The sequence below is a fragment of the Bifidobacterium anseris genome, assembly GCF_002860345.1.
Classification (GTDB): Bacteria; Actinomycetota; Actinomycetes; order Actinomycetales; family Bifidobacteriaceae; genus Bifidobacterium; species Bifidobacterium anseris.
The window spans coordinates 43,232-59,709 of sequence record NZ_NMYC01000002.1 but is presented as its reverse complement, the minus strand read 5'-3'; the positions used below and the strand labels follow the sequence as shown (position 1 = coordinate 59,709).

Annotated in this window: 11 protein-coding genes; 6 read left to right on the top strand and 5 right to left on the bottom strand. The window is 64.9% G+C overall.

Annotated features, from left to right (window positions below; genetic code table 11):
• The first annotated feature begins 32 nt into the window (after positions 1-32).
• The 4 genes from CGZ88_RS04070 to CGZ88_RS04055 all read left to right on the top strand — a co-directional run bounded on the left by CGZ88_RS04070 (position 33) and on the right by CGZ88_RS04055 (position 7,487).
• Positions 33-2,162: a glycoside hydrolase family 3 C-terminal domain-containing protein gene (locus CGZ88_RS04070; protein WP_101671158.1), complete on the top strand. Its 2,130-nt coding sequence runs from the start codon at positions 33-35 to the stop codon at positions 2,160-2,162.
• Positions 2,163-2,260: 98 nt separating this feature from the next.
• Complete coding sequence (gene yicI / locus CGZ88_RS04065) at positions 2,261-4,291, top strand: alpha-xylosidase (protein ID WP_101671157.1); 2,031 nt, start codon at positions 2,261-2,263, stop codon at positions 4,289-4,291.
• 115 nt (positions 4,292-4,406) lie between these two features.
• Entirely contained in the window at positions 4,407-6,434 is a 2,028-nt protein-coding gene (locus CGZ88_RS04060) for a beta-galactosidase (protein ID WP_024541562.1), read from the top strand.
• 114 nt (positions 6,435-6,548) lie between these two features.
• Positions 6,549-7,487 (top strand): ROK family protein, encoded by a 939-nt coding sequence (locus CGZ88_RS04055; RefSeq protein ID WP_101671156.1) that lies wholly within the window; start codon positions 6,549-6,551, stop codon positions 7,485-7,487.
• A gap of 12 nt (positions 7,488-7,499) precedes the next feature.
• Here the strand turns inward: CGZ88_RS04055 and CGZ88_RS04050 are convergent, their stop codons facing one another.
• The 3 genes from CGZ88_RS04050 to CGZ88_RS04040 all read right to left on the bottom strand — a co-directional run bounded on the left by CGZ88_RS04050 (position 7,500) and on the right by CGZ88_RS04040 (position 10,987).
• The gene (locus CGZ88_RS04050) at positions 7,500-8,306 is read right to left on the bottom strand and encodes a TetR/AcrR family transcriptional regulator (RefSeq protein WP_243390062.1); all 807 of its coding nucleotides are present in this window, start codon (positions 8,304-8,306) and stop codon (positions 7,500-7,502) included.
• A gap of 123 nt (positions 8,307-8,429) precedes the next feature.
• Positions 8,430-9,251 (bottom strand): alpha/beta hydrolase, encoded by an 822-nt coding sequence (locus CGZ88_RS04045; RefSeq protein ID WP_101671154.1) that lies wholly within the window; start codon positions 9,249-9,251, stop codon positions 8,430-8,432.
• A 110-nt stretch (positions 9,252-9,361) separates the two neighbouring features.
• Positions 9,362-10,987, bottom strand: coding sequence for a dolichyl-phosphate-mannose--protein mannosyltransferase (locus CGZ88_RS04040; protein ID WP_101671194.1), 1,626 nt, complete (start codon positions 10,985-10,987; stop codon positions 9,362-9,364).
• 195 nt (positions 10,988-11,182) lie between these two features.
• On the opposite strand from CGZ88_RS04040, the gene rsmI reads away from it, so the two are divergent.
• Entirely contained in the window at positions 11,183-12,163 is a 981-nt protein-coding gene (gene rsmI / locus CGZ88_RS04035) for a 16S rRNA (cytidine(1402)-2'-O)-methyltransferase (protein WP_101671153.1), read from the top strand.
• A 105-nt stretch (positions 12,164-12,268) separates the two neighbouring features.
• Here rsmI and CGZ88_RS04030 read toward each other — a convergent pair whose 3' ends face one another.
• Both CGZ88_RS04030 and CGZ88_RS04025 read right to left on the bottom strand, forming a co-directional pair.
• A complete protein-coding gene (locus CGZ88_RS04030) occupies positions 12,269-12,526 on the bottom strand; it encodes a variant leucine-rich repeat-containing protein (RefSeq protein ID WP_026645486.1) in 258 nt (85 codons plus the stop codon).
• A 231-nt stretch (positions 12,527-12,757) separates the two neighbouring features.
• Entirely contained in the window at positions 12,758-13,612 is an 855-nt protein-coding gene (locus tag CGZ88_RS04025; RefSeq protein WP_051198702.1) for a hypothetical protein, read from the bottom strand.
• A 482-nt stretch (positions 13,613-14,094) separates the two neighbouring features.
• Here CGZ88_RS04025 and metG point away from each other — a divergent pair, with 482 nt between their 5' ends.
• Positions 14,095-15,957 (top strand): methionine--tRNA ligase, encoded by a 1,863-nt coding sequence (gene metG, locus CGZ88_RS04020; protein ID WP_101671193.1) that lies wholly within the window; start codon positions 14,095-14,097, stop codon positions 15,955-15,957.
• Positions 15,958-16,478: the final 521 nt, after the last annotated feature.

Genomic DNA, 16,478 nt, shown 5'->3' with positions numbered 1-16,478 from the left:
TCCAATCCGCAACAAAGAGAAGGAGACCACCAATGACGATGATCAGCGAAGCGAATATGCGCAAGGCGCGCGAACTGACCGCGCAGCTCACGCTCGAGGAGAAGATCGGCATGATCCACGGCGCCGCGCTGTTCCATACGGCCGCCGTCGAACGCCTCGGCATCCCCGAGATGAAATTTGACGACGGCCCGATGGGCGTGCGCGCCGACACACACGACGACAACTGGGCGCCGCTCAACAACACGCGCGACATGGTGTCCTACCTGCCGAGCGGCTCGGCCGTCGCCTCCACATGGAACCCGCGACTGGCGCATCTGACCGGCCAGGTGCTCGGCCAGGAGGCGCGCGGCCGCGGCAAGGACGTGATCCTCGGCCCCTCGCTCAACATCAAGCGCTCGCCACTGTGCGGACGTAACTTCGAATACATGAGCGAGGATCCACTGCTCACGGCTGTGCAGGGCGACGCCTACATCGAAGGCGTCCAGGAATCGGACGTCGCCGCCTGCCCGAAGCACTTCGCCGCGAACAGCCAGGAAACCGACCGCCTCGAAGTCGACGAAAAGATTGGCGAACGCGCGCTGCGCGAACTGTATCTGCCGGCCTTCCGCGCGGCCGTGCAGCAGGCCGGCGCGCTGACGATCATGGGCGCCTACAACAAGATCAACGGCGCACAGTGCTGCGAATCGCATTGGCTGCTCGACGAAGTGCTGCGCGACGAATGGGGATTCGACGGCCTCGTCGTCTCCGACTGGGGCGGCATCAAGAACACCGAACGCAGCGCCGCCGTCAGCATCGACGTCGACATGAACGTCACCTACGACTTCGACGACTACTGCTTCGCGCGCCCGCTGCTCGAAGCGGTCAAGGACGGCCGCATCGCCGAATCGACGATCGACGCGAAAGTCGAGCATGTGCTCGCCGTCATGGACGCGCTCAACATGCTCGGCGACGCGCGCGCGCATCGCAAGGCCGGCTCCTACGCGACGCTCGCGCAGGCGCGCTCGGCGCTCGACATCGCGCGCGAATCGATCGTGCTGCTCAAGAACGACGCACAGGTGCTGCCGCTCGACGAACACGGCATCCGCCGCCTGCTCATCGTCGGCGCGAACGCCGACCGCATCCACTCGCTCGGCGGCGGTTCGGCCGTCATCAAGGCGGTGCACGAGATCTCGCCGCTGCTCGGCATCAACGGCATGCTCGGCGGCAACATCGAGATCACCTATGCCGAAGGGTATTACGCGCCGCAGGTCAATCAGGACGACACATGGCAGGAGGAAAGCCTCGAGAACTCGCAGGCGAAGGCGAACGAGGAAGCGGCGCGCGCACGCCGGCTGCGCGACGAGGCGCTCGCGCTCGCGCAGGACTTCGCGGCGAGCGGCGACCCGATCGTCTTCGTCGGCGGCCTCAACCACGACTACGACCTCGAGGCGCGCGACCGCAAGGACATGACGTTGCCGTACGAGCAGGACGCGCTCATCGACGCGCTGCTCGACATCGATCCGGACACGGTGCTCGTCTTCGTCGCCGGCTCGCCGGTCGCGATGCCGTGGGCGGACAAGGCCTCGACGATCGTCTGGAATTGGTACAACGGCATGGAAAGCGGCACCGCGCTCGCCGAAACGCTTTTCGGGCGCGTGAGCCCGAGCGGCCACCTGCCGGAGACCTTCCCGATGCGACTCGAGGACTGCCCGGCGCACGCGATCGGCACCTTCGGGCTCGTCGGGCACGTCGACTACGCCGAGGACATCTACGTCGGCTACCGCTACTACAGCACGAAGAAAGTGCCGGTGCGCTTCTGCTTCGGCCACGGCCTGACCTACACGAGCTTCGCATACTCGGACCTCGAAGTGCGCGAACTCGGCGACATGATCCGCCTTGATTTCCACGTCACGAACACCGGCGCGCGCGCGGGCAAGGCGGTGCCGCAGGTCTACGTCACGCTCGAAGACACCGGCGAAGACCGTCCGGCGTTCGAACTGCGCGGCTTCACGAAGGTCGCGCTCGAGCCGGGCGAACGGCGGCAGGTGACGATCGAGATCCCGCGCGACGAGGCGCTGCGCTACTGGAGCGAGCGGACGCACGCCTTCGCGCTCGCGCCGCGCGCGGCCGTGCACGTCGGCGAATCGGTCGGTGACCTGCGGCTCGTCGGCAGGATCGGCTGAGCGGACGGCAAATCAGTAATCAATCAATCACAAGTAATCAATCACAACAAACATCAACCAACAACATCAACCCACACACAACTAAGCAGGGAGACACCATGAAGTTCCTCAACGGCGGATGGCTCATCAAGGACGGCTTCGACGTCAAGTACGCGGCCAACATCTACACGGCGGACACCGAGGCGGACAAGCTCACGCTGTACTGCCCCTTCGGCTCGCCGATCTACAACCCCGGCATGACGCTCGACGGCGGCATCCTGACGATCGAAGTGACGAGCCCGCGCGAGAACATCATCACAACGCGCCTGATCAACTTCCGCGAGGACCGCTCGCACAAGCCGACCTTCGCGCTTAACGAGGACCACCCGCACGTCACGATCGACGAGACGGACGAGGCGTGGACCTTCACGTCCGGCAAGACGACGCTGCGCATCGCCAAAGGCGAGACGATCGATTTCCTCTACAGCTACGACGGCAAGCCGATCGCCCACTCCGGATGGCGCGCGAAGGCGCTCGTGACCGATCCGGACGGCGCACTGCACGTGAGCGAACAGCTCGACCTCGGCGTCGGCGAGAAGATCTACGGCCTCGGTGAACGCTTCACGAACTTCGTCAAGAACGGCCAGTCGGTCGAGATCTGGAACGAGGACGGCGGCACCGGCACCGAGCAGGCGTACAAGAACGTCCCGTTCTACATGTCCAACAGGAACTACGGCCTGTTCGTCGACAACCCCGGCAAGGTCGAGTTCGAAATCGGCTCGGAGAAGGTCTCGCGCGTGCAGTTCAGCGTGCCCGGTCAGGAGATGACGTACTCGGTCATCGGCGGTGCGAACCTGAAGGACGTGCTCGCCTCCTACACGGCGCTCACCGGCCGCGCGCCGCTCGTGCCCGACTGGAGCTACGGCCTGTGGCTGAGCACGAGCTTCACGACGGATTACGACGAGCAGACAGTGCTCGACTTCGTCGACGGCATGGCCGAACGTGGCATTCCGCTTTCGGTGTTCCACTTCGACTGCCGTTGGATGAAGGAACTCGAATGGTGCAACTTCGCGTGGGACGAGTCGAAGTTCCCCGATCCGGAAGGCCTGCTCAAGAAGCTGCATGACCGCGGCCTCAAGGTGTGCGTGTGGATCAACTCGTACATCGGCCAGAAATCGCCGCTGTTCGAGGAAGGCGCCCGCAACGGCTACTTCATCAGGCGCAAGGACGGCTCGGTGTGGCAGTGGGACAAGTGGCAGGCCGGCATGGCGATCGTCGACTTCACGAACCCGGCCGCCGTCGAATGGTATCAGGGCTATCTGAAGAAGCTCGTCGCGATGGGCGTCGATTGCTTCAAGACCGATTTCGGCGAGCGCATCCCGACCGAGGACGTGCAGTACTACGACGGCTCCGACCCCGAGCTCATGCACAACTACTACACGCTGCTGTACAACAAGGCCGTCTATGACGTCCTCGTGGAAACCAAAGGCGCCGACGAGGCGATCCTCTTCGCGCGTTCGGCGACCGTGGGCGGCCAGTGCTACCCGGTGCATTGGGGCGGCGACTGCTCGTCGAACTACCCGTCGATGGCCGAATCGCTGCGCGCGGGACTCTCCTTCGGCATGTCCGGCTTCGGCTACTGGAGCCACGACATCGCCGGCTTCGAGGATCAGGCGACGCCCGACCTGTACAAGCGCTGGACGCAGTTCGGCCTGCTCAGCTCGCATTCGCGCTACCACGGCTCGACCGCCTACAAGGTGCCGTGGCTGTACGGCGACGAGGCGGTCGACGTCTGCCGCGAATTCGTCGAGCTCAAGGATTCGCTGCGCCCGTATCTCGAGAAGAGCGCGCGCGAGACGCATGCGAGCGGCGTGCCGATGATGCGCTCGATGGTGCTCGAATTCCAGGACGACCCGACGTGCGAGGACATCGACACGCAGTACATGCTCGGCTCCGACATCCTCGTCGCGCCGATCTTCAACGAGGAGGGCATCGCCCGCTTCTACGTGCCCGACGCCGGCGACGGCACCCCGTGGCGCAACCTGATCACCGGCACCGAATATGAGCCGGGCCGCTGGTACGTCGAACAGTACGACTACCACACGCTGCCGGTGCTTGTGCGCCCCGGCACGGATCCGCGCAACGTGTGATCCCCCTCACGTCCGGGCGGTTTCGTCGGCCGCCCGGACGTGGCGCTTTCCCACGACGATAGACTGATGGCGATTCGGACGGCGACGGTGCCGTCCTATGCGAAGGAGCGATACGATGACGGCGATGTTCGACGATTTTCTCTTCGGCGGCGACTACAACCCCGAACAGTGGCCACAGGACAGCTGGGAGCATGACCTCGAACTGCTCGAGCATGCGCACATCAACGAGGCGACGATCAACGTGTTCTCGTGGGCGCTGCTCGAACCGAGCGAAGGCGACTACGACTTCTCGATGCTCGACGCGATCGTCGCATCGCTCGACCGCCACGATATCCGCATCGTCATGGCGACCGGCACGGCCGCCGTGCCGGCGTGGATGGCGCGCAAGTACCCGCATGTGATGCGCAAAGGCGTCGACGGCACGCAGCAGATCTTCGGCGGCCGCCACAACTTCTGCCCGAGCTCGCTGAAATACCGCGAGCGCGCGCAGGCGCTCGCCTCGGCCGTCGCGCGCCGCTACGCGGGCCATGACGGCCTCGTCGCCTGGCATGTCAACAACGAGTACGGCAACGGCGGCGGCTATTGCTACTGTGATACCTGCGCGGCTGCGTTCCGCGACTGGCTGCGCGCCCGCTACGGCACCGTCGAGGCGCTCAACCGCGCATGGTGCATGAACTTCTGGAGCCATACGATTTACGATTTCGACGAGGTCGCGCCGCCCGTCACCTACGGCGATGGCATCGGCACCGACAAATGCGTGATCTCCGGTCTGCAGATCGACTACCGCCGTTTCCAGAACGAGCAGATGCTCGACTGCTTCCGCCTCGAACGTGACGCGATCCGCGAATTCGATCAGGAGACGCCGATCACGACGAATCTGATGGGAACGTTCAAGGATCTCGACTACTTCGCGTGGGGTCGTGAGATGGACGTCGTCAGCTGGGACAACTATCCGGGCATGGATACGCAGCCGAGCTTCACGGCGATGTGCCACGATCTGATGCGCGGCGTCGGCGGCGGCAAGCCGTTCATGCTGATGGAGCAGACGCCGAACCAGCAGAACTGGTTCCCGTACTGCAAGGTCAAGCGTCCCGGCGAGGTCGGCAAGCTCAGCTGGCAGGCCGTCGCGCACGGCGCCGACACTGTACAGTTCTTCCAGCTCAAGCAGTCGATCGGCGGCTGCGAGCGCTTCCATGGCGCCGTCATCGGCCATGACGATTCCGACCGCTCCCGCACCTACCGCGAAGTCCGCGCGCTTGGCGCCGACGTCGCCGCACGTGCGAAGCGCATCATGGGCGCGCGCGTCGACGCGAAGGTTGCCGTTGTCTTCGATTGGGAGAACTACTGGTCGCTCGAAGGTTGCGTCGGCCCGACGCAGGGCCTGCACTATCCGGACGAAGTGCATCGCTTCTACCGTGCGCTGTGGAAGCGCAATGTTGCTGTCGACATCATCGAAAGCACGGCCGATCTGGAGACGCTGCGCCGCTACGATCTCGTCGTCGCACCGACGCTGATCATGGTCAAGCCGGGCGTCGCCGACAATCTCGAACGCTATGTCGCCGGCGGCGGCGTCCTCGTGACCGGATACATGTCCGGCATCCACGACGAGCACGATCTCGTCATCGAAGGCGGCTATCCGGGGCCGCTGCGCAGTCTGTGCGGCGTGTGGGTCGAGGAGATCGACGCGGTCGCGCCCGGCGCGAGCGTGCCGGTGCGCCTCAACGTCGGCGGCGCGGACGTCGATTGCTCGGGCACGATCGTCGCGAGCATCATCGAGCCGGAAGGTGCGCGCACGCTTGCGACCTACGGCGCCGACGACTTCTACGCGGGCACGCCGGCCGTCACCGCGCACGAGGTCGGCGAAGGCTGCGCCGTCTTCGTCGGCACCGCGCTCGACGAAGTCGGCATCGACGCGCTGTTCGACGACATGCTGCGCACGGCCGGCGTGGCGACGATCGACGCGCCCGAGGACGTCGAGGTCGCCAGTCGCGTCGGTGACGACGGCACCGTGTACACAATCGTGACGAACACCGGCGACGCCACGCGCGTGTGGGAGCGCGCGGACGGTGAACGAATCGTGCTCGACCCCTTCGCGGTGCTGCTGTTTGAGAACGACGTGCAAGTCGCGACGCCGCAACGATGAACGACGTGCAACGATGAGCTACGTACCGGGGCGGCGCCGCAATGGCGGACCGCCCCGGCCGATATGGGCACGTCGTCGGTACAATTGGCGAGGACGGACAAAGAGGAGCGAACGATGACGAAACGCAGCGGCGTGCATCAGGTGCTCGCGTTCGAGATCAACACGAACTTCACGCGGTACGCACTGTTCACCGACGGACGGATGGGCATTCCCGGCACTTTCGCGACGCCGAACACCGATCTCGACGAATTCTACGACGCGCTCGTGCAGGTCGTGCGCAAACTCGGCGTGCAGCTCGACGGCATCGCGATCAGCATGCCTGGATTCATCAATCCGCGCACGCAGACAGCGGAGACAGCCGGCGCGCTGCGCATCCTGTACAAACAGCGCATCGGCGCCGAACTGACGGCGCGCCTCGGCGTCGACATCCCCACATGGATGGAGAACGACGCGAACTGCGCGGCGATGGCCGAAAAAATGACCGGCAACGCGCGCAAATGCGACGATTTCGTGCTCATCACGCTCGACATGGGCATGGGCGGCGCGCTGTTCCTCGACGGCAAGCTGCGGCGCGGCAAGGATTGGCGGGCCGGCGAACTCGGCACGATGATCATCAATTACGATTCCGCAGGCTCGCTGCCGCTGCACGACTTCGTCTCGACGATGAAACTCTCGCAGTGGTACGCCGAGGAATTTGGCGTCAACGAGGGCGACGTGCTGCCGAGCACATTGTTCCACAAGCTCGACGATCCGCGCGTGCGCGCAATCGTCGAACGGTGGCTGCGCTACGTGGCGGTCGCCATCTTCAACACCGTCGTCGCCGTCGACCCGCAGATCGTGCTCGTTGGCGGCAGCATCAGCCGCGAGCCGGCGCTCGTGCCGATGCTCGAGGACGCGCTGAACACGATCCGTGACTGGAAGGCGTTCAAAACGCAGATCAAACGCTGCCGCCACAGTGGCAACGCCGGGCTGGTCGGCGCTTATTTCATGTTCGCCGAGGAAGTCGTCGAACATGGCGGCGCCAGCGACGTGCTCGCCGTCGGCGCGCGCTGAGCGGAAGGTCGCTCAGCCGAGCTCCTGTAGCGTGTACGGCAGCAGGCAGCGCGTGTCGTGCGCGTCGAGCTCCGACGGGTCCATGCAGCCCTCCCACAGCGCACGCGGGAAGATGACGTCGCTGAAGCGCACCCACTCTTCGAGCAGATCGATTGATTCGTCGGCGAGCCAACGCTGCTGCAGGCCGTCCATCGCCGACTGCGCGAGCGTGAACAGATCGAAGAAACGTTCCTCGGTCATGCCGCGCGGCAGCAGCCAATTCATCGAACCGACCATCTCCCACAGCCGCATATGGCGGCCGGTGAAGAAACGGTGAGCCGGATGGTCGGGGTTGAGCGCCTCGCCGCTGAGCACGCAGAACAGCTGAATCATCTCCGGACGCTGCATGTTGTACAGCACGGTGTTCAGGCAGTAACGCGGATAGCAGTAGATGCGGTGGCCGTCGCCGTCGACCGCCGACGCGCTCAACGCGGCGAACTCGTTCGATTCGGTCGTGTCGTAGCCTTCCGACAGGACCATGCGCAGCAGATCCTCTTTGGAATCGATGTAATGGTAGAGCGCGGCCTCGCTGATGCCGATCTCGTCTGAAATGTCCTGCAGCGACATGCCCCAGTAGCCTTTGACGGCGATTGTCTTCGACGCGGCGCGCAGGATCTGCAGATGCCGCTCCTCCTGACTCATGCGCTTGCGTTTGACGAAGCGTTTGCCCGAGGTTGTGTCGCGCACCGTGACCTCATGGGAGGCGAGCAGCGACTTGCGCGGCTCATGGGACACGCCATGCTGGTCGAGGATCTGCTGCCATGCGGCGACTGTCATCATAGGTCCTTTGCTCGGCGCACGACGCCGACGATACGGGGATGGAGGATCGGCGTCGCGGTTTGCGGCCGACGGAGTTGTGGATTATCTGTGCATAGAAGTGTAGCGCGGGCGGGGACAGCGGGCTCAGCGGGCGAAAACACGGTCGAGCCACGCGAGTGCGAGGGACATCCAGACGTCGACGCCCGGTTCGATGCCGTCGGTGCCGCCCCAGGCGGTCTCGGCCGTCGCGAGCGACAGACCATGGCCGCCGGTCGGGAACAGATGCGCCTCGACCGGGACGCCGGCGGCCTTGCAGGCGGCGATGAGCCGCAGCGTGTTCTCGACCGGCACGCAGTCGTCGGGCACCGTGTGCCAGACGAAGACCGGCGGCGTCTTCGCATCGATATGCTCCTCGATCGACACTTCACGCATCAGTTCGGGATCGGGGTAGCGTTCGCCGAGCAATGCGCGGAAGCTGCCGTCATGGCGGAACTCGCCGGAGGTGATCACCGGATAGGACAGCATCATCGCGGCCGGACGCAGCATATCCGGGTCGTAACCGTGGGCGAGCAGCACGTCGTCGGACGCGCTCGTGGTGAAATCGGCGGCGAGATGGCCTCCGGCAGAGAATCCGATGACGGCGATGTGCGACGTATCGATATGCCATTCGTCGGCGTGCTCGTGCATCTGCCGCACCGCCTCGGCCACCTCGAGCACGGCGGTCGGGTAGACGGAAGGTTTGCACGAGTAGTGCAGGACGAACGCGTCGCAGCCGTGCGCGAGGAAACGCAGCGCGATCGGCTCGCCCTCGCGGCCGGTCGTCATCTCGTAGCCGCCGCCGGGCAGCACAAGGACGGCCGGACGGCGACGCTCGAGATCGATGTCGGGATAATTGTCGGGGATGTAGCCGGCGAAACGCGCGTCGGTGCCGTCGATGCCGCTGATCGTCGTCTCGAAATACTGCATGACACTCCTTGGTTCGGGTCGGCGACGTCGCCGGCACGGAAAATGAATCGTTCGCGACCCATATTAGTTCGGTCGTCGAAATATCTTCGCCGGCGGAGCGACGCCAGCCGTCAGATCCACGAATCGAACCACATATGGCTCAGCCAGAACTCATACGGCACCGGCATCGCCGTCCAGATCGGGTAGAAGAAGATCGAGACGAGCGTCGTCACGGCGAGCACGGCGGTGAGCGTCGCGCGCCACAATGTCGGCGAGCAGGTCGTGCGGATCCAGTCGAGCACATAGCAGATCGCGAGGATGATCCACGGCAGCAGCACGATTGAATAGAACGTGAAGGTCGTGCGATGCAGATACTGCGCCCACGGCAGCCAGCCGGCGAAGAAACCGGCGAGGACCGCCCAGATGCGCCAGTCGCCGCGTTTGGCGATCGCGATGCCGATCGCCACGAGCGTACACAGCGAGCCGAGCCACCAGATGACCGGATTGCCCAACGACGTCACGGCGGCGACGCATTCGCTCTTTGGTGCGAGCGAACACAGGCCCGGATGGTCGCCGAGCTTCTGCCAGTAGAAACTCGTCGGACGGATCTGCAACGGCCACGTCAGCGGATTCGCCTTGTAGTCGTGCGGCGCGTCGAGCGTCGTATGGAATTGCCACATCTGCCGGTGGTACTCGACGAACGAGCGCGCCGTCGGCGGCAGCCACTGGACGCCCTGGCCGGGATGGGACAACGCCCAGTCATGCATGTAGGAATCGGGATGGATGAACCAGCCGATCCACGTCGCCAGATAGCTCAGCGCGTACAGCGGAATCATGACCAGCGCGGCGAGCAGCCCGGAGCCGAGGCCGGCATTGAGGAACCAGTGCCGGTAGCCGGCCTGATGGTACAGCCACGCATCCCACAGCACGCTGATGACGCAGAAGACGGCGAAGAAATAGGTGCCCGACCATTTGACGCCAGTCGTCAAGCCGAGCAGGATGGCCGCGCCGACGCGGTACCACGAGAACGCGATCTGCGGCGGACGGCCATCCGGGTCGGCTTCGTGCGCGGCGAACAAACGCCGGCGCGACCAATCGCGGTGCATGACGAGCAGCATGAACGCGCCGAGCGCGAGCACCATGATGAAGTTGTCGAGCAGGCCGGTGCGGCTCAGCACAATGCCGACGCCGTCGATCGCCATCAGATAGCCGGCGACGAGCGCGATCGGCATGTTGCGCCACAGACGCAAGGTCAGGCGAATCAGGATGACGATCGCCGCGACACCGGCGAGCGCAGTCGCGATGCGCCACGCGTAGACGTGCTGCGCGCCGCCGCACAGTTTGAGCCCCAACGCTATGAGCCACTTGCCGAAGGGCGGGTGCACGACGTATTCGGCCGAGCTCAACCAGCCGCCGACGTCGCCGTGCGCGAAGGGGATGTTCGGGCTCACGCTCGCGCCGTCGTAGACGACGCTGTCCGGCCAGTCGCGCGGCTCGCCGGTGTTGAGCATCGTCCACGCGTCCTTGACGTAATAGGTCTCGTCGAAGACGACGGCGCGCGGCTCTCCCAAACGCACGATGCGCAGCAGCGCGCCGAAGAATGCAACGATGAGCGTCAGACCCCACGAGACGGGGGCGGACAGCGGCGGAGTGGGCGCGGTAGTGGCTGCGGTGGTTGCGGTGGTTGTTGTGTGTGCGCCGTCGTTGGCGGTGTCGTGCGCGCGGCGGCCGTGCCGCGGGCGCGTGGCCGCATGCATGACGTTGGCGAAGGATCTGGCAATGGACAATATCAAACCTCCGGACATCGTGGCGTCGACCGTGCCTTCGTTCGGCGCGCGTGTCCCACGCTACCGGAGGTCGTGTATGGCGGGGTGGGGTTCTTGGGGCGGTGACGTTTTGGGGGACGCGCGCGGCATACTGAAGGCATGACGGCACACAGGATCGATGATGAAATGATCGGCGACGAAACAATCAATGACGATACGCGCGGCGGGTTCGCGGAGGACGGCGGTTCGGACGTCGATGTCGAGCTCGGCGGTACGTCGCTCGACGTCAATGTTCCACGTGGAACGGTCGTGCTCGCAGCGACGCCGATCGGCAATACGGCGGACGCGTCGGCGCGTCTCGTTGCGCTGCTCGAACGCGCCGACATCGTCGCCGCCGAGGACACGCGACGGCTGTACGCGCTCGCGAATCGCCTCGGCGTGCACGTGTCGGGACGCGTTGTCGCCAATCACGACCACAACGAGCGCGGCAAAGCCGACGGACTGCTCGACGAGGCGGCCGCCGGCGCGACGGTGCTCGTTGTCTCCGACGCGGGCATGCCGACGATCAACGATCCGGGACTGGCGATCGTGCGCCGCGCGATCGAACGCGGGCTGCCGGTGACGTGCGCGCCCGGGCCGTCCGCCGTGCTCGACGCGCTCGCGTTGTCCGGACTGCCGACCGACCGTTTCTGTTACGAAGGCTTCCTGCCGCGCAAACACGCCGAACGCGTGCAGCATCTGCGCGCACTCAAAGGCGAACGCCGCACGATCGTGTTCTATGAGACGCTGCATCGCATCGTCGACGCGATGGCCGACCTTGAGGAGGTGTTCGGCCCCGAACGCCCGATGGCGCTATGCCGCGAGCTGACGAAGGACTACGAACAGATCCGCCGCGGCACGATCGGCGAAATCAGGCACAGCGTCGAAACTGATCCGCCGCGCGGCGAGATGGTGCTTGTCATCGGCGGTGCGGCCGAGGGCGAAGGGCAGGCCGCCGAGACTCTGGACGTCGAGGCGCTCGCCGCGCTCGCGACACGCTATGCGCAGGAACACGACGTGCGCATCAAGGACGCGATCGCGAAGGTCGTCGCCGAACATCCGGGCGCGGACGGTGCGCTTGCGAACAAGAAACAGGTGTATGCGGCCGTGCTCGCTACGCGTGGCTGAACTGTCGGGCGCGGCTGAACCGTCGGGCGCGGCGGGACGGAATCGTCGGATGGTGGGAATCGTCGGGCGGAGGGAAGGTTGAACTGCCGCGTGCGCGGCGGAAACTCAAGCGCGCGAACGCTCGACGGAATCGAACAGCATCTGCAGCGTCTCGCGCACGCCGGGGCCGCCCTGCTGTGAGATGTATTCGAGCAGGTTCGCGTCGGCGGAACGGTTGACGATGACCCATTTGCGCAGCCGCGGCGCGTGGCGCGCGATGTGCCACAGGATTTCGAGCGGCGTGTCCGGGTCGCTTGCGACGGTCGGCGTCAGGCGCACCGGCGGTGCAGGTGGCGTCAGCGGCTCGGCACACTGTTCGCTCACGGCGCATTCCTCGGTTCGCATCGATTCGAGGCGGCGCTGGACGGAAAGCGCGCGTTTCGCGCACCCGCGGCGATGAAGCAAAGACATGGAACGTTCCCCCGATGGTCAAGGATAATTCGGTAACTGTAGGCGGCGGTGTCGAACAAGGTTGGTGGCGGTCGTGTCGGCAGCGGTTGCAGTGGTTGTCGTGTCGGTAGTGGTGGGTTGGCAGGCGTCGGTGGTGGGCGTCGGTCAGGCGATGCAGGCGAAATCGGCAATCACTTCGCGCGCCCGCTGCGCCGAGTGCAGGTAGGCGCAGCCTTCGAGGATGAGCAGGCAATCCTCGATGTCGATGCTGAAATGACGCAGCAGCTGCAGGATCAGCTCGTCGAGTGACTGCTCGTAGATGTCCTCCGGCGGGCACATCGCCAGGTCACAGACGGTGCGTTCGGGCGTCGTGATCGTCAGCGGGCCGACGACCTGCGTCTGTTTCGGCGGGACGCGGCGCTCGCGCACGTTGATCGGGCGCCCCATGAGCGGCGCGCGGTAATGCGTCGTCGACAGGACGTCGACGGCGCTCGGGAATTCGCCGCCGAGCCACACCCACGCCGCCGCGCGGCCGCAGGCGACGAGCTGCGGATTCGGTAGCATCGCCGCGACGATCGCGGCGCGGCCGTACAAGGTTTCGCCGTCGGCGCTGCGGTAGGCGTGGCTTTCGTCGAGCGCGACGAGCGCGCCGGCACGCACGAGCGTGCGCATCGCGAAAGGGCCGGGAAGGTTGTCATAGGTGTAGAGGACCGTTTGGCCGCTCGGATTGTCGGGAGAGTATTGGTTGTCGGGCGTGGCGGCGTCAGACGCGGCGGTGTCGTGTGGTGGATGGGTCGCGCTGTGGGCGGTATGGTCAGCGTGGCCGTTGGCGTCGTGGATCGGGAAGAGGCCATCGACGCTCGCCGACTCATAGGTGAAGCAGTCCGCCTTGCGCAGATCGATGCGCGGCGGCTGTCGTCTGTCGTCGCGCGTCGGGTCGGGCTGTAGGTCGTACTCTGCCGGCTGCCATAGCGGCAGCATCGGTTGGTAGGCCTCGGTATGTCGGTCATGAATGCCCATCGATTATGCCTCCTCTCGCCATTGATGGTTGTTGCTGTCGTTGTTTGGTTGTACTCGCTGGGCCGTCGTCGGCGCGGCGATGGGTAGGTGCGTGGCATGTCCGGTCGGGTGACGTAGCCCGTGGCATCGGTTGCCGTCGTATGATGACCGGACATGCCATGCGTGCGCCGTCGGCACCGCGGATGCGTCGTGACGCGTGGCACGAGCGTATGGGCGGTGCCCGTGGCCGCGCAAGTCAAAAGTCATCCGATGTGCATATGTGGATAATCGGCGTATTCCGCCCACCATCTGTGGATGAAAATGTGGAAGGAACATGACGTGTGGATAGTGCGTGCGCGCCATCCACACGTCATCCACAACAGGTTGATAATCAATCAGCTGAACACGGCGTCGACGATGCTCGAACGGTGAGTCGATATGCGGTGTTCGCGACGTGCGTCGCATACGTCGAAGGTGTCCGCGTGCTGCCGGATAATCGGCGCATGACTCATATTATGGTGAATGTCGCTTGGCCGTATGCGAACGGCCCCCGTCATATCGGTCACGTCGCGGGCTTCGGCGTGCCTTCGGACGTCTACGCGCGCTACCAGCGCATGAAGGGCAACGACGTGCTCATGGTCTCCGGCACCGATGAGCACGGAACGCCGATCCTCGTCGAAGCGGACAAGGAAGGCGTCACGCCGCAGGAACTCGCCGACCGTTACAACCGCGTCATCGCCTCCGACCTGTGCAATCTCGGCCTGAGCTACGATCTGTTCACGCGTACGACGACGAAGAACCATGAACTCGTCGTGCAGGAGATGTTCCGCCAGTGCCTGAAGAACGGATACATCTACAAGGGCACGCAGAAGGTCGCGATCTCGCCGTCGACCGGACGCACGCTGCCGGACCGCTACATCGAGGGCGAATGCCCGATCTGCCATGCGCCGGGCGCGCGCGGCGACCAGTGCGACAACTGCGGCAACGAACTCGACCCGGACGAGCTGATCAACCCGGTTTCGAAGATCAACGGCGAAACGCCGATCTTCCAGGAAAGCGAACACTACTTCCTCGATCTGCCGGCGCTCGCCGACGCGAACCTCGCGTGGCTCAAGACGCGTCAGGGCTGGCGTACGAACGTCCTCAACTTCTCGATTGGCCTGTTCCGTGAAGTCAAGCCGCGCGCGATCACGCGTGACATCGACTGGGGCATCCCGATTCCGGTCCCCGGCTGGGTCGACAACCCGAACAAGCGTCTGTACGTGTGGTTCGACGCCGTCATCGGCTATCTGTCGGCGTCGATCGAATGGGCGCGTCGCTCCGGCGACCCGGAGGCGTGGCGCAAGTGGTGGAACGACCCGTCGACGCCCGGCTACTACTTCATGGGCAAGGACAACATCACGTTCCATTCGCAGATCTGGCCTTCCGAGATGATCGCCTATAACGGCGGCGGCTCGAAAGGTGGCGAAGCCGGACAGCTCGGCCCGCTCAACCTGCCCGAGCAGGTCGTGGCCTCCGAGTTCATGACGATGGAAGGCAAGAAGTTCAGCTCGTCGCGCGGCATCGTCATCTATGTGAAGGACATCCTTGAACGTTATCCGGTGGACGCCGTCCGTTATTACATTTCGGTCGCCGGCCCGGAGAACTCCGATTCCGACTTCACGTGGTCCGAATTCGTCCGCCACAACAACGAGGAGCTCGCCGCGTCGTGGGGCAACCTCGTCAACCGTGTCGCGAACCTCATCGCGAAGAACTTCGGTGAGGTGCCGCCAATCGTTGAAGACAAGCTGACCGACGAGGATCGCGCGCTGCTCGCCGAGTCGGCGGCCGCCTTCGACGCGGTCGGCTCGCTCATTGAGACGCATCATCAGAAGAACGCGCTCAACGAGGCGATGCGTCTCGTCGGCGACATCAACAAGTACATCTCGGCGACTGAACCGTGGAAGATCAAGGACGATGCCGACCGTCTCGGCACCGTGCTCCATGTGGCCGCGCAGGCGGTGCTCGACGCGAACCATCTGCTCGCGCCGTTCCTGCCGCATTCGGCGCAGAAGGTGTGGGAGGCGCTTGGCGGCACCGGCACGTTCTCGCCGCTGCCGCACATCGAGGAGGTCACCGATCTGGATAACCCGGCCTTCCATTACCCGATCATCACCGGCGACTACGTGCTCGGCGAGACGTTGCGTCCGTGGAAGAGCGAACCGATCGAGGTCGGCGCAAAGGTTGCCAAGCCGACGCCGATCTTCGCGAAGATCCCGACCGAGGCCGTCGACGAGGAACTCGCCCGCTTCGAGACCGCGCTCAACGCGCGTCGCGAAGCCGAAGCGGCTCGCCTCGCCGCCGAGCAGGCGAAGCTCGCCGAATAGTCGACACCAGCGGATCCAAGCGGATCCACGAGGCCGGCGGGAACAAACTTGTCTCCGCCGGCCTTCGCCATGTGTCGGGCGGGTCCGTCTGGCCGGTTGTGAACGTCTGCGGTGCGGTTCGTGCCGGTGATGTTCACGGGGATGGCCGGTTGTGAACGTTCCGGGTGTGGTCTGCATCGATGACGTTCGCGGGCGAGGGCGGTTGTGAACGTTCCGGGTGTGATTGGCGTCGGTTACGTTCGCGGAGATGGATTTCCGCGGACGCGGCAGGTTGCAGGACGGATGCGGCGCGGAGGCACGCAACGGGTTTTGCTGGAGGCGAAGGGCGGTGTGATGGTGGCACGGCGATGGACGGAACTGCGGGTTGGCGTTGGCGGAAGTGGGGCAATCGTTGGAATGGTGCCGTTTTGGCGACGCTGAGATCGGTTGCGTACATGCGCGCCGCCGGCCGATTTTCCCGTTCCGCACCTGTTTTCAGGGAATTTTCAGAAAATCGTAGCGTCGCACTCAGCAACGGGCGG